Source organism: Streptomyces sp. NPDC001393 (assembly GCF_053597455.1).
The window spans coordinates 69,445-82,271 of the sequence record NZ_JBSFIH010000012.1; the positions used below are offsets into that span (position 1 = coordinate 69,445).

Here is a 12,827-nt window from a genome sequence, read left to right on the forward strand (position 1 = left end):
TGGCGTAGCTCCAGCTCGATTTGAGTGCCGATCCTGACAGAGCAATAGGACTCCAACAAGTGATTCCGTTGTTGCCTTTTGGTTACGCGACGGAATCTGTCGACCAGGTGTCGAGTCGGGCAGGAAAAGGGCGGACGGAGTGTCAGTGGTGCGTGCCAGACTCGCGTGCATGGGGAAGATCGACGGGGTGGAAGCCCTGATCAGCGAGGTCCGGGCAGGCAGCCGGATCAAGTACCTCCACTTCTGGGGGCACCGGCCGCGGCCCGACGGCAGCATCGGCGCGAGCTGTCTGAGCCAGTGGTGGCCGTCGCCGTTCGAGGTCGACGGGGTGGAGTACGCGACGGCCGAGCACTGGATGATGGCCGGCAAGGCGCGGCTGTTCGGGGACGCGGAGGCGGAGCGGCGGGTGCTGGCCTCGGGCCATCCCTCCCAGGCCAAGAAGGCCGGCCGGCTGGTCCGGGGCTTCGACGAGGCGATATGGGAGCGGGAGCGGTTCCGGATCGTGGTCGAGGGAAGCGTGCACAAGTTCGCGGCCGACGACGCGCTGCGCGAGTTCCTGTTGAGCACGGGCGACCGGGTGTTGGTCGAGGCGAGTCCCGTGGACCGTGTGTGGGGGATCGGCCTGGCGGCGGACGACGAGGCGGCTTCGGATCCTCAGCGGTGGAGGGGGCCGAATCTGCTGGGCTTCGCCCTGATGGAGGCGCGGGCTCGGCTGAGAGCGGACTGACTCCGTCGCGCCGACCGGTGCCTCAGGTGTGGTGGGCGACCAGGAACGCGATGAAGACCACGGCCAGGACGATGCCGGACGCGCCGCAGATGAGGCCGGCGAGGGCCATGCCGGGGTTCGTGGCCTCGCCCCGGCCGGCCTTTGCGCGGCCCACCGCGCCGAAGATCACCGCGAGGATGCCCAGCACCAGGGCGATCGGCCACAGCGCGAAGAGGACCGACGCCAGGATGCCCAGCACCAGCGAGGCCGTGCCCATGCCGTTGCTCGGCATCGGCTGCATGCCGGGCCAGCCGTAGGGGCCGGCGTACGGCGGCTGGGGCGGCCCCGGGTGGCCGTAGGCGGGCGCCATGCCCGGGTAGCCGTACGGCACCTGGCCGGGGCCGTCGGGGGCGATGGGCGGCGGGGGCACGGGTTCCGGTCCCGCGTGCTGCGCGGCAGGCGGGGCGTAGGGGTTCGCCGGGGCGGACGGCGGGGCGTAGGGGTTCCCGGGGGCCGTGGCCGCCGGCGGCGCGAACGGGTTCGCCGCCGGGGGTGCGGAAGCGGCGGCCGGCGGGGCCCAGCCCTGCGGCACGGCGTCGGCGGGCTCGTCCGGCGAGGAGGGCAGCGAGGTCAGCGTCGGCTGGTAGTGGACGGAGGCGTCACCAGGCGCGGTGTCCGGGCGCGCCCCGGATATCGAGCCCGGAACCGGAGCGGAGCCGGTGCCCGGGCCCGGAGCGGAGCCGTAGCCCCGACCCGGAGCGGAGCCGGTGCCCCGGCCCGGAGCCGAAGCAGCGTCCGGCCCCGGAGTCGCGCTGCCGCTCTGAGCCCAGGCCGAAACGGCGTTCTGTCCCGGACCCGAAACGGCGTTCTGTCCCGAAGCCGAAGCCTCGCCGTGCCCCGGAGCCGGGCTCGGTGCGTGATCCTCGGGGCCCTGCTGCGTCCGCTTGTCCAGGGACAGCCGGGGTGCTGTCGACCCCTCGCCGGCAGGCTGATGCTGCTGTGGCGTGGACTGCGGCACCTCGTCGGACATGGTGAAGGACCCCTCTGCTGGCTGTGCCGCCATGCTACGGGCAGGCCGGGACGGCACGGGCCGGGGCCTACGATGATCCCGCGCAACCGATCAGCCGATCACCGCGCCCGCACCACGGCCCACGTGACCAGGGTCCACGCTCGCGGGCGCCCGTCCCGGGGAGGACCCCATGACCGACAGCTCCGTACCCGCCGCCGGCACGGCCGACCGCGATCTGCGGACCTTCATCGCCGGACTGCCCAAGGCCGAACTGCACGTCCACCACGTCGGCTCCGCCTCCCCGCGCATCGTCTCGGAGCTGGCCGCCCGCCACCCCGACTCCAAGGTCCCCTCCGATCCCGAGGCCCTGGCCGACTACTTCACGTTCACGGACTTCGCGCACTTCATCGACGTGTACCTGTCGGTCGTCGACGTCATCCGCACCCCGGAGGACATCCGGCTGCTGACCTACGAGGTGGCGCGCGACCTGGCCCGGCAGCAGGTGCGCTACGCCGAGCTGACCGTCACCCCCTTCTCCTCCACCCGGCGCGGCATAGACGAGCTGGGCTTCATGGCGGCGATCGAGGACGCCCGCAAGGCCGCCGAGGCCGAGTTCGGGACCGTACTGCGCTGGTGCTTCGACATCCCGGGCGAGGCGGGGCTGGAGTCCGCCGAGGAGACGGCGCGGCTCGCCACCGACGACCGGATCAGGCCGGAGGGACTGGTGTCGTTCGGGCTCGGCGGGCCTGAGATCGGTGTACCCCGGCCGCAGTTCAAGCCGTACTTCGACCGGGCCATCGCCGCCGGTCTGCACTCGGTCCCGCACGCCGGCGAGACGACCGGTCCGCAGACGGTGTGGGACGCGCTGACCGAGCTGCGCGCCGAGCGCATCGGACACGGCACCAGCTCCGCGCAGGACCCGAAGCTGCTCGCCCACCTCGCCGAGCACCGCATCCCGCTGGAGGTCTGCCCCACCTCGAACATCGCCACCCGCGCGGTCCGCAGCCTGGACGAGCACCCGATCAAGGAGTTCACCCGGGCCGGGGTCCTGGTGACGATCAACTCCGACGACCCGCCGATGTTCGGCACCGACCTCAACAACGAGTACGCGGTGGCCGCCCGGCTGCTCGACCTGGACGAGCGGGGCCTGGCCGACCTGGCGAAGAACGCCGTGGAGGCGTCGTTCCTGGACACCGCAGGCAAGGCCAGGATCACGGCCGAGATCGACACGTACACCAGCGCCTGGCTCGCCTCCTGACGCACCCCAGGACCGGGGGCACCCCACAATGGGGGTCATGCAGACCGTGACCGCCGTGGCCCATCGGGGCGACCCCTACCGCCTCCGTGAGAACACCATCGACTCGCTGCGGTCCGCGCTCGACCGGGGCGCGGACGCGGTCGAGATCGACGTACGGCTCACCCGCGACGGCGTCCCCGTGCTGCTGCACGACGACACCCTGCAGCGGCTGTGGGAGGTCGGCCGGCCGCTCGGCGCGCTGTCCGCCGAGGAGGTGCGCGGGCTCACGGCGGGCGGTGTGCCGACGCTGGCTCAGACGCTGGCCGCGACCGGTGACAGCCGGGTGATGGTGGACCTGTGCGGCCGGGTCGACCGGCGGATGGTCGACCGGGTCATGGACGTGGTCCGGCAGAGCGGGGCCCGGGAGCGCGTCTACTACTGTGCGGGCGCCGAGGCGATGCTCGCCGTCCGCGCCGCCGACCCGGCCGCCGAGATCGCGCTGACCTGGACGAGCCTGGCCCCGCCCCGGCCCGCACTGCTGGACGCGGTCCGCCCGCGCTGGCTCAACTACCGCTTCTCCCTGGTGAGCCGGGAGCTGGCGGCCCGCGTCCACCACGACGGTTACCTGCTGTCCGTGTGGACCCCGGACACCCGCCGCTCGATGGGCCGCCTGCTGGCCCTGGGCGCCGACTCGATCACCACGAACCGGGTCGACGTCCTGCACACCCTGCGGGCGGCACGCTCCGCTGACATGGCCCCGCGGCAGCGCTACACCCGGGACCGCTGAGGGACCGTCGCCGGGTCGGCCGGGGTGGTGCGGGTGAGGTACTGCGGGACGGGCGCGAAGTCGGTTCCGGTGTCGCGGACCAGGCCGTAGCGTTTCGCGCCCTGGGCGGGGCCGGTCGTGATGTCCTTCTGGCTTCTTCGACGCCCCCTGGGCCAAGGACGCGCACGGCAACGACGTCCCCACGAGCTACAAGGTGGTCGGTGACAAGCTCGTCCAGCACGTCGAGTTCGACGCGGGCAGCGCCTTCCCGATCGTCATCGACCCCTCCTGGTGGTCCACCACCAAGAAGGTCCTGTGGTGCGCCACGACCGTCGCGGGGTTCATCGCCGCGTTCACCCCGGCGGGCTCCTCCAAGCGGGTCGTCACCGCCGTCCGACTGGTGAAGAAGATCGGCGTGAAGAAGACGGCGCAGCTCATCCGCACCTACGCCAAGCGCCGCAAGCTCACCTCCGCGCACCGCAAGGCCATCGCCGCGCTGCTCGGCATCCCCGCACTCAAGAAGGCCTGCAAGTTCTAGGAGGGCAAGCCATGTTGGTGGCACTCTTCGCCATCGCCGCGGAGGTGGCGGTGCTGATTCTCTACACGGTCCGCAGGGGCTCCGGAGCGGCCTTTCCGTCCCTGGGCGACATCGACCTGCGCAACCTCGTCCTCGCCGCGATGGCTCTGGCCGCCGGTTACGCGCTGACCCAGAACGAGGGCATCGGTGCCGGTGACCTCGTAGCACTGATCCTGCTGGGCGGCATCCTGCCCACGCAGGCGGGCGCGGCCGTACGTCGCCTGGTCCCACGGTGGCCGTCGGCGGACTGGCTGATCGCCTGCGCGGGCGGACTGGCGGCCGGTTCCCTGCCCTAGGCCTTCACCGCACGGACTGCGGCGCCCGGGGAGAGGTCCACCCGGCCGGGCAGGGTCCGCCCCAGGACCAGGGTGGCGGTGGGGCGGCCGTCGTGGGCCGTAGTTCGTCCACGCCCGACGGATCGCTGTGCACTTCGAAGACCCGGTGCGTGGGCTCGCCGCGAAGCCCGGTGCTGGTCAAGTCGTAGCCATGGCAGCAGACTTGGGGCACGAACCCGTCGGGTTTCGCCTCCGGTGCGCCGAGGACGTGGACGCAGACACCGTCGCTGCCGTCGCACAGGACGGGCCGGCAGACGAACCCGATTGGGTGGCGCACCGCGCGCAGGGTGCGGCGGCCGGAGGCCAAGGTGCTGCGGAACCGCGCGTAGGCGGCGCAGACCTGTTCGCCGGCCGCGCGGGCAGCCATGGGGCAATCGGCCGTGAAATGCCATAGCACAGTCGATCGCGTACCACTCGAACGCAGACATGTCGGTCTGTCAGATCCGGTACGGTGACCCCCATCATGCAGACAGGCGGAAGGTGAGTTGCACCTCTGCCATCTCGCATTCTGCGACGCCCCGTTCTGTGGCGCCCGCCCAGCGCACAGGTCGCCGACCTGCAGGTCAAGCGTCTCAGTGCGCGCAACTAGTGAGGTATTCCCTGGCGATATGACTATCTGCTACATTGCACATTGGACCTTCAAGGTAGGGAGGTGGCGATCGTGAGCACTCCGAGCGCTGCCGTGCAGCGCCTGCGTCTGAGGACGGAGTTGCGGAAGGCCCGGAACCGCGTGGGGCTGACGCAGCGTGAGGTCGCCACGAAGATGTACTGGAGTCCGTCCAAGCTGATCAGGATCGAGGCCGGAGAGGTCGCCGTCTCGGTCAACGACCTCAAGGCGTTGCTCAGCGAGTACGGGGTGACCGATCGCCGCAAGGTCGAGGAACTGCTGCAGTTGGCGCGCAGCAGCCGCAAGATGCCGTTCACCGAGTACCGGGACGTGCTGAGCAAGGAGTTCCTGTCCTTCCTGGCCCTCGAGTCGTCCGCCTCGATCATCCGCGGGTTCCACTTCTTCGTGGTTCCCGGGCTCTTCCAGACCGAGGAGTACATGCGGGCCATGGCCGCGGGGACCGGGCAGGCGACCTCGCCGGAACGCCTGGACCGGCTGGTCGAGGCTCGGCTGGCCCGGCAGGAGATCCTCGAGGGCGACGAGGGGCCCGAGCTGTTCCTGATCATGGACGAGTCGGTCATCCGCCGCCAGATCGGTGGCCCGAAGGTCATGCGGGCCCAGTTGGAGCGGCTGGCGGACCTGAGCGAGCATCCGCGGATCACCGTTCAGGTGCTCCCCTTCGGCGTGGGCGCGCACCGGGGCCTGATGGGGCCCTTCACCCACTTCGAGTTCCGTGAGGAGGGAATGCCGGATTCCGTCTATCTCGAGAACCCACGAGGAGAGTCGTACTCGAGCAATGACCCGGAGGTCACCGGCCAGTATCTGGAGATCTTCTGGGGCCTGGAGGACCAGGCGCTCCGGGACGACATCGGCACCTTTCTGCGCTCCATGGCAGCCGATGTCGGCGACGAAAGCCACGGCCTGACACTGGCTGCACCCGCCGAGACCCCCTGACGGCGGCGCAGCGGAAGCTGAGGATCAGGAACGGCACGCAGGACGGCCACACCCCCGGACCCGGTTGACGGGTCATCGGCCCCGACGCGTCGGACCGCTAGGCAAGGCGCTGCCCGCAGCCGCACCGCCGGCTGCGGTTTCTGACCAGGGATCACCGAGGTGGCCGATGGCAAGGTCGCGGGTTGGCGCGGGGTTCCGGCGCGGTGGGCGCCGGGTGCGGGGGTGCGGGCATGGCAGGACGTAGGCGGGTGGACACCTGGATCCACATCTGCAGCGAGATCATCCACGACGTACTGCCGTCCCGCACGCGCACGGTGCATCTGCTGTGGCTCGTCACCATCCCGCCGGTCGTGATCGGCGGATTCTTCACCGTGCTGTTCACGGTCGTGATCCCCGATCCGGGCCACTGGCCCGGGGTACTGGGCTGCGGCGCCGGTGTGCTGGTCACCGCGCGGTTGCGGCGGTGGCTCGGGCGTCGCGCGGTGGCCCGCGAACTCACTCGAGCGGAAGCAGCAGTTCGCCCCGACGCCGCGCCCGAGTCGCCAACACCCGGTGAGCCGCCCGGTGGAGAGAGTGCCCCCACCACCCCGCGGCCACCATGACGAGCGATGCCGCCAGGATGCCCAGCGGTGTCGAGTCGAACAGCCCGGCAGCACCGTATCCGGCGCCGTAGGCCAGGGTGCCGGACACGATCACGTAGACCGCCTGCATCCAGAGCAAGGACCGAGGAGAGGGAGAGGGAGCCGCACGCGTCATCGATCATCCCCTCGTGAGATGCCTCCCGTCAGCCTAGCGCGCCGCGCGCCGGAAGGAGTGAGTCCGGAACCAACGGGTGCCTCGCCGGCTATCGAACCGGCCATGTCCGGCCGCCGTCCTCGTCACGGCGTGATGTGTCATGTTCTTTCCCGCGAGGCATTGTTACGGTGAAGGACGAGTGCTGGTAATCCGTTGTGCGATCACTCGGGCTGAGGGGGACGAGGGGCCCGTAACCGGTCGACGGCAGGTGGCACCTCACCTCGCCGGGCCAGCCGGGCCGGCAGTCCCTCCGCATTCGAGGCGGAGGAGGCGTGAGTGGCAGAGCCGTGGGCGTGGCGCAAGAGCAGTTTCAGTGACCTCGGAGCGGCCGACTGCGTCGAGGTCGCCTGCACCGGTGACCGGATCATGGTCCGTGACACCAAGGACAGGAACCACGCCACCCTTCGCTTCACACCGGCCAGTTGGCGCGCCTTCCTGGCCCGAGCCGACGCGCGGACTCCTGACCGGAGTGCTTGAACCGCAGCCTCAGCCTGGACGCCTCCCGGCACCGCCAGGCCCTGTCGTCACAAGATGGTGACGACAGGACCTAGAGCCCCACGATCCTGTTCCACCGCCTCGCGAACTCCACCCGCTCCGTGGACGTGATGTCCCGGGCGATCGCTAGGCGCGCCCGCATGCCGGCGTCGGGGAAGATGAGCGGGTTGTCGGCGAGGGAGGCGGTGTCCTTGTCCTTCGAGGAGGCGAGGACCTCCTGGGCGGCCGGGACCGGGCAGACATAGTTGACCCAGGCGGCGAGCTGCGCGGCGGTCTCGGGGGCGTAGTAGTAGTCGATCAGGCGCTCGGCGTTGGCCTTGTGGCGGGCGCGGTTGGGGATCATCAGGGAGTCCGACCACAGCTCGGCGCCCTCCTCGGGCACGACGAAGCGGATGTCGGGGTTGTCGGCCTGGAGCTGGATGACGTCGCCGGAGTAGGCCTGGCAGGCCAGGACGTCCCCGCTGACCAGGTCCTTGGTGTAGTCGTTGCCGGTGAAGCGGCGGATCTGGCCGCGGTGGATCTCGCGCTCCACCTCGTCGCAGACGTGGTGGAAGTCGTCCGCCGTCCACCGGGTGATGTCCACGCCGTTGCCCTGCATCAGCAGCGCGAAGGACTCGTCCAGGCCGGAGAGCAGGGTCACGCGGCCCTTCAGGTCGCTCGCCCAGAGGTCCTTGACGTGCCGGATCTCGCGGCCCAGCTTCCTGCGGTTGTAGGCGATGCCGGTGATGCCCGACTGCCACGGCACCGTGAAACGACGGCCCTTGTCGAAGGCGGGCGTTCGCAACAGCGGGTCCAGGTACTTCGCCACGTTCGGCTGCCGGGCGCGGTCCATCTCCTGGACCCAGCCCAGCCGGACGAACCGGGCGCACATCCAGTCGCTGATGACGATCAGGTCGCGGCCGGTGGACTGATGGTTCATCAGCGCGGGGCTGATCTTGCCGAAGAACTCGTCGTTGTCGTTGATCTCCTCGACGTAGTCCACGGAGATCCCGGTGCGCTTCTCGAAGGCGTCCACGGTGGGCCGCCTGTTGGGGTTCTTGTCATCGGTGTCGATGTACAGCGGCCAGTTCGCCCAGGTCAGCTTCTTGTCGGCCACGGACTCGTCGGCGACGGCCCGGTCGCCGGGCGCGACATAGGCGGCGGGCACCCCGCAGCCGGCCAGGCCGCCGAGCGCGGCGGTGCCGCCGAGGGCGCGCAGGAGGGAGCGGCGGGACATCGCGGAGGTGCGAGAGGAAGTCTGGGGCACCCCGGAAGGATGCCGTCCCGCCGCCGTCACCGACAATCGACGCTGCGTCGAGCATGGCCCCGGCTGCCCGACACCCTGTCGCTCGTGGACACCAACCTCCGTACGGTGGACGGGCTCTGGACGGTCACTCAGGCGCACGAAGCGACGGTGCGAGCGGTGGCCATCGCCTGGATGCCGGCCCGCAGGGGCGTCACGGGGGCGATCGCGGAAGCCCGGCGACCGGAGCGGACGGCGAACCGGGAGCGGGCGGCGGACCGGGAGCGGGCGGCGGACCGGGAGCGGGCGGCACGGCTCGAACTGACCGAGCAGGAGCCGGAGTTCGTCGCCGGGACATGAGACAGCGCGGCCCCGGACGGGATGGTGAACCCGTCCGGGGGCCGCTCACTGCTGTCGCCGGTGCCTACTCGCCCAGCGAGGTCATCACGTGCTTGATCCGCGTGTAGTCCTCGAACCCGTACGCCGACAGGTCCTTGCCGTAGCCGGACTTCTTGAAGCCGCCGTGCGGCATCTCCGCGACCAGCGGGATGTGGGTGTTGATCCACACGCAGCCGAAGTCGAGCTTCTTCGACATGCGCATCGCGCGGGCGTGGTCCTTGGTCCACACGGAGGAGGCGAGGGCGTACTCGACGCCGTTGGCCCACTCGACGGCCTGGTTCTCGTCGGAGAAGGACTGGACGGTGATGACCGGGCCGAAGACCTCCTTCTGGATGATCTCGTCGTCCTGCTTGACGCCGGAGACCACGGTCGGCGCGAAGAAGTAGCCCTTCTCGCCGACGCGCTTGCCGCCGGCCTCCACGCGCGCGTGGGCGGGCAGCCGCTCGATGAAGCCCTCGACCTGCTTGAGCTGGTTGGGGTTGTTGAGCGGGCCGAAGAGGACGTCCTCGTCGTCCGGCTGACCGGTCTTGGTGTCCTCGGCGGCCTTCGCGAGCGCGGCCACGAACTCGTCGTGGATCGCCTCGTGGACGAGGACGCGGCAGGCGGCCGTACAGTCCTGGCCGGCGTTGAAGAAGCCCGCCACGGAGATGTCCTCGACGGCCTTGGCGATGTCGGTGTCCTCGAAGACGACGACCGGGGCCTTGCCGCCCAGCTCCAGGTGGACCCGCTTGAGGTCCTTGGACGCGGACTCGGCGACCGACATGCCGGCGCGGACCGAGCCGGTGATGGAGGCCATCGCCGGGGTGTCGTGCTCGACCATCAGCCGGCCGGTCTCGCGGTCGCCGCAGACGACGTTGAAGACGCCCTTGGGCAGGATCGAGCCGATGATGTCCGCGATCAGGACGGTCGACGCCGGGGTCGTGTCCGACGGCTTCAGCACCACCGTGTTGCCGGCCGCGATCGCCGGGGCGAACTTCCACACGGCCATCATCATCGGGTAGTTCCAGGGAGCGACCTGGGCGCAGACGCCGACCGGCTCACGGCGGATGATCGAGGTCATCCCCTCCATGTACTCGCCGGCCGAGCGGCCCTCCAGCATCCGCGCCGCGCCCGCGAAGAAGCGGATCTGGTCGACCATCGGCGGGATCTCCTCGGAGCGGGTGAGCCCGATCGGCTTGCCCGTGTTCTCCACCTCGGCCGCGATGAGTTCCTCGGCGCGCTCCTCGAACGCGTCCGCGATCTTGAGCAGGGCCTTCTGGCGCTCGGCGGGGGTGGTGTCGCGCCAGGCCGGGAAGGCGCGGGCGGCGGCCTCCATCGCGGCGTCCACGTCCGCCTCGCCGGACAGCGGCGCGGTCGCGTACGCCTCGCCCGTCGCGGGGTTGACCACCTCGGTGGTCCGTCCGTCGGCGGCGTCCCGGAACTCACCGTCGATGTAGTTGCGCAGACGACGCAGCTCGGTGCTCACTGCCGGCCTCCTGATCTGGTTCAACTGTCCACTCACTGAGACACCCACACTAGTCGCCGAGCCGACGTTTTCAACACCCCCACGGCCATGAGTTCTGCGAAATCCGCAAGCTTCGGTCTCATAAACAACGAATTTCATCGATCGGGGCTTGCGAAACTGTCGAGACCTCGTGCACAGTGAGGTCGTGGCCAGTCGAAGCGCAGACCAGAGGGACTCCACCCGCGAGTCCAGGAACGGCGGCACCCCCCAGCTGGATGCCGTCTCCCTCGCCATCATCCAGCAGCTCCAGGAGGACGGCCGCAGGCCGTACGCCGCGATCGGCAAGGCCGTCGGCCTGTCCGAGGCGGCCGTGCGCCAGCGGGTGCAGAAGCTGCTCGACCAGGGCGTGATGCAGATCGTCGCCGTCACGGACCCGCTCACCGTGGGCTTCCGCCGGCAGGCGATGGTCGGGATCAACGTCGAGGGTGATGTCGAGTCCATCGCGGACGCGCTGACTGACATGTCGGAAGTCGAGTACGTGGTGATGACCGCGGGCTCGTTCGACATCCTCGCCGAGATCGTCTGCGAGGACGACGACCACCTGCTGGACGTCATCAACAAACGCATCCGGGCGCTGCCCGGCGTGCGCTCCACCGAAAGCTTCGTCTACCTGAAGCTGAAGAAGCAGACCTACATGTGGGGAACCCGATAACCGTGAGGACCCGATAACCGTGAGCACCAAGGACCTCAGCCGCACCGCGTACGACCACCTGTGGATGCACTTCACCCGCATGTCCTCGTACGAGAAGTCCCCCGTCCCGACCATCGTCCGGGGTGAGGGCACCTACATCTACGACGACAAGGGCAAGCGCTACCTCGACGGTCTCGCGGGTCTGTTCGTGGTCCAGGCCGGTCACGGCCGTACGGAACTCGCCGAGACGGCCTTCAAGCAGGCCCAGGAGCTGGCCTTCTTCCCGGTGTGGTCCTACGCCCACCCCAAGGCCGTCGAGCTGGCCGAGCGCCTCGCCGACTACGCCCCGGGCGACCTGAACAAGGTCTTCTTCACCACCGGCGGCGGCGAGGCCGTCGAGACCGCCTGGAAGCTCGCCAAGCAGTACTTCAAGCTCACCGGCAAGCCCACCAAGCACAAGGTCATCTCGCGTGCGGTCGCCTACCACGGCACCCCGCAGGGCGCCCTGTCCATCACGGGTCTGCCCGGCCTGAAGGCCCCCTTCGAGCCGCTCGTCCCGGGCGCGCACAAGGTGCCGAACACCAACATCTACCGCGCCCCGATCTTCGGCGACGACCCCGAGGCCTTCGGCCGCTGGGCCGCCGACCAGATCGAGCAGCAGATCCTCTTCGAGGGCCCGGACACCGTCGCCGCGGTCTTCCTGGAGCCGGTGCAGAACGCCGGCGGCTGCTTCCCGCCGCCGCCCGGCTACTTCCAGCGCGTGCGCGAGATCTGCGACAAGTACGACGTCCTGCTCGTGTCGGACGAGGTCATCTGCGCCTTCGGCCGCCTCGGCACGATGTTCGCCTGCGACAAGTTCGGCTACGTCCCGGACATGATCACCTGCGCCAAGGGCATGACCTCGGGCTACTCCCCGATCGGCGCCTGCATCATCTCCGACCGGCTCGCCGAGCCGTTCTACAAGGGCGACAACACCTTCCTGCACGGCTACACCTTCGGCGGCCACCCGGTCTCCGCCGCGGTGGGTCTCGCCAACCTCGACCTGTTCGAGCGCGAGAACCTCAACCAGCACGTGCTGGACAACGAGGGCGCCTTCCTGCAGACCCTGCAGAAGCTGCACGACCTGCCGATCGTCGGCGACGTCCGCGGCAACGGCTTCTTCTACGGCATCGAGCTGGTGAAGGACAAGAGCACCAAGGAGTCCTTCAACGAGGAGGAGACCGAGCGCGTCCTGTACGGCTTCCTCTCCAAGGCGCTGTACGACAACGGCCTGTACTGCCGTGCCGACGACCGCGGCGACCCGGTCGTCCAGCTCGCCCCGCCGCTGATCTCCAACCAGGAGACCTTCGACGAGATCGAGCAGATCCTGCGCGCGACGCTGACGGAGGCGTGGACCAAGCTCTGAGCCTGATTCATCCGATCAGCTGATCTGCCCCGGCCCCGGCGCCGCCCGTTCGAGTGAGAACGGCGGCCCGGGGCCGTGTGCTGTCCCGGCTCCGCCCCGGCGTCTGCCTAGCGTTCCAGTGACCGATCGGCCCAGCCTTCGTTCCCCCGGACGAGGGAACAGGCACGGGAAAACGGATCAGAACG

14 protein-coding genes and 1 pseudogene are annotated in these 12,827 nt (G+C 69.8%); 11 read left to right on the forward strand and 4 right to left on the reverse strand.

What is annotated here, in order from left to right; all coding sequences use genetic code 11:
• The first annotated feature begins 169 nt into the window (after positions 1 to 169).
• A complete protein-coding gene (locus tag ACWC2T_RS16020) occupies positions 170 to 727 on the forward strand; it encodes an NADAR family protein (RefSeq protein WP_450670970.1) in 558 nt (185 codons plus the stop codon).
• A gap of 22 nt (positions 728 to 749) precedes the next feature.
• Here the strand turns inward: ACWC2T_RS16020 and ACWC2T_RS16025 are convergent, their stop codons facing one another.
• On the reverse strand, positions 750 to 1,736 hold the full coding sequence (locus ACWC2T_RS16025; RefSeq protein ID WP_450670971.1) for a DUF4190 domain-containing protein: 987 nt from the start codon (positions 1,734 to 1,736) through the stop codon (positions 750 to 752).
• A 23-nt stretch (positions 1,737 to 1,759) separates the two neighbouring features.
• On the opposite strand from ACWC2T_RS16025, the pseudogene ACWC2T_RS16030 reads away from it, so the two are divergent.
• The 4 genes and pseudogenes from ACWC2T_RS16030 to ACWC2T_RS16045 all read left to right on the forward strand — a co-directional run bounded on the left by ACWC2T_RS16030 (position 1,760) and on the right by ACWC2T_RS16045 (position 4,591).
• Positions 1,760 to 2,973: pseudogene (locus ACWC2T_RS16030) on the forward strand (adenosine deaminase).
• A 37-nt stretch (positions 2,974 to 3,010) separates the two neighbouring features.
• Positions 3,011 to 3,739: a glycerophosphodiester phosphodiesterase gene (locus tag ACWC2T_RS16035; protein WP_450670972.1), complete on the forward strand. Its 729-nt coding sequence runs from the start codon at positions 3,011 to 3,013 to the stop codon at positions 3,737 to 3,739.
• Between the two features lie 193 nt (positions 3,740 to 3,932).
• On the forward strand, positions 3,933 to 4,256 hold the full coding sequence (locus ACWC2T_RS16040; protein ID WP_450670973.1) for a hypothetical protein: 324 nt from the start codon (positions 3,933 to 3,935) through the stop codon (positions 4,254 to 4,256).
• A gap of 11 nt (positions 4,257 to 4,267) precedes the next feature.
• Positions 4,268 to 4,591 carry a hypothetical protein gene (locus ACWC2T_RS16045; RefSeq protein WP_450670974.1) on the forward strand — a complete coding sequence of 108 codons (324 nt, stop codon included), beginning with the start codon at positions 4,268 to 4,270 and terminating at the stop codon, positions 4,589 to 4,591.
• A gap of 4 nt (positions 4,592 to 4,595) precedes the next feature.
• Here ACWC2T_RS16045 and ACWC2T_RS16050 read toward each other — a convergent pair whose 3' ends face one another.
• The gene (locus ACWC2T_RS16050; RefSeq protein ID WP_450670975.1) at positions 4,596 to 4,997 is read right to left on the reverse strand and encodes a hypothetical protein; all 402 of its coding nucleotides are present in this window, start codon (positions 4,995 to 4,997) and stop codon (positions 4,596 to 4,598) included.
• A 294-nt stretch (positions 4,998 to 5,291) separates the two neighbouring features.
• Here ACWC2T_RS16050 and ACWC2T_RS16055 point away from each other — a divergent pair, with 294 nt between their 5' ends.
• The 3 genes from ACWC2T_RS16055 to ACWC2T_RS16065 all read left to right on the forward strand — a co-directional run bounded on the left by ACWC2T_RS16055 (position 5,292) and on the right by ACWC2T_RS16065 (position 7,463).
• Positions 5,292 to 6,191, forward strand: coding sequence for a helix-turn-helix domain-containing protein (locus ACWC2T_RS16055; protein ID WP_450670976.1), 900 nt, complete (start codon positions 5,292 to 5,294; stop codon positions 6,189 to 6,191).
• A 230-nt stretch (positions 6,192 to 6,421) separates the two neighbouring features.
• Positions 6,422 to 6,793, forward strand: coding sequence for a hypothetical protein (locus tag ACWC2T_RS16060; protein ID WP_450670977.1), 372 nt, complete (start codon positions 6,422 to 6,424; stop codon positions 6,791 to 6,793).
• Between the two features lie 469 nt (positions 6,794 to 7,262).
• The gene (locus tag ACWC2T_RS16065; RefSeq protein ID WP_450670978.1) at positions 7,263 to 7,463 is read left to right on the forward strand and encodes a DUF397 domain-containing protein; all 201 of its coding nucleotides are present in this window, start codon (positions 7,263 to 7,265) and stop codon (positions 7,461 to 7,463) included.
• 70 nt (positions 7,464 to 7,533) lie between these two features.
• Here the strand turns inward: ACWC2T_RS16065 and ACWC2T_RS16070 are convergent, their stop codons facing one another.
• The gene (locus ACWC2T_RS16070) at positions 7,534 to 8,697 is read right to left on the reverse strand and encodes an ABC transporter substrate-binding protein (RefSeq protein ID WP_450671062.1); all 1,164 of its coding nucleotides are present in this window, start codon (positions 8,695 to 8,697) and stop codon (positions 7,534 to 7,536) included.
• 114 nt (positions 8,698 to 8,811) lie between these two features.
• Here ACWC2T_RS16070 and ACWC2T_RS16075 point away from each other — a divergent pair, with 114 nt between their 5' ends.
• On the forward strand, positions 8,812 to 9,063 hold the full coding sequence (locus tag ACWC2T_RS16075; RefSeq protein ID WP_450670979.1) for a hypothetical protein: 252 nt from the start codon (positions 8,812 to 8,814) through the stop codon (positions 9,061 to 9,063).
• 64 nt (positions 9,064 to 9,127) lie between these two features.
• Here the strand turns inward: ACWC2T_RS16075 and ACWC2T_RS16080 are convergent, their stop codons facing one another.
• Positions 9,128 to 10,567 (reverse strand): gamma-aminobutyraldehyde dehydrogenase, encoded by a 1,440-nt coding sequence (locus ACWC2T_RS16080; RefSeq protein WP_450670980.1) that lies wholly within the window; start codon positions 10,565 to 10,567, stop codon positions 9,128 to 9,130.
• 169 nt (positions 10,568 to 10,736) lie between these two features.
• On the opposite strand from ACWC2T_RS16080, the gene ACWC2T_RS16085 reads away from it, so the two are divergent.
• Positions 10,737 to 11,258, forward strand: coding sequence for an Lrp/AsnC family transcriptional regulator (locus ACWC2T_RS16085; RefSeq protein WP_067041370.1), 522 nt, complete (start codon positions 10,737 to 10,739; stop codon positions 11,256 to 11,258).
• A 19-nt stretch (positions 11,259 to 11,277) separates the two neighbouring features.
• The gene (locus ACWC2T_RS16090) at positions 11,278 to 12,642 is read left to right on the forward strand and encodes an aspartate aminotransferase family protein (protein WP_450670981.1); all 1,365 of its coding nucleotides are present in this window, start codon (positions 11,278 to 11,280) and stop codon (positions 12,640 to 12,642) included.
• Positions 12,643 to 12,827: the final 185 nt, after the last annotated feature.

Bases quoted from the DNA above. Each gene is read 5' to 3' on its own strand.
- ACWC2T_RS16020 (WP_450670970.1), top strand. From the start codon at position 170: ATGGGGAAGATCGACGGGGTGGAAGCCCTGATCAGCGAGGTCCGGGCA.
- ACWC2T_RS16025 (WP_450670971.1), bottom strand. From the start codon at position 1,736: ATGTCCGACGAGGTGCCGCAGTCCACGCCACAGCAGCATCAGCCTGCC.
- ACWC2T_RS16035 (WP_450670972.1), top strand. From the start codon at position 3,011: ATGCAGACCGTGACCGCCGTGGCCCATCGGGGCGACCCCTACCGCCTC.
- ACWC2T_RS16045 (WP_450670974.1), top strand. From the start codon at position 4,268: ATGTTGGTGGCACTCTTCGCCATCGCCGCGGAGGTGGCGGTGCTGATT.
- ACWC2T_RS16050 (WP_450670975.1), bottom strand. From the start codon at position 4,997: ATGGCTGCCCGCGCGGCCGGCGAACAGGTCTGCGCCGCCTACGCGCGG.
- ACWC2T_RS16060 (WP_450670977.1), top strand. From the start codon at position 6,422: ATGGCAGGACGTAGGCGGGTGGACACCTGGATCCACATCTGCAGCGAG.
- ACWC2T_RS16070 (WP_450671062.1), bottom strand. From the start codon at position 8,697: ATGTCCCGCCGCTCCCTCCTGCGCGCCCTCGGCGGCACCGCCGCGCTC.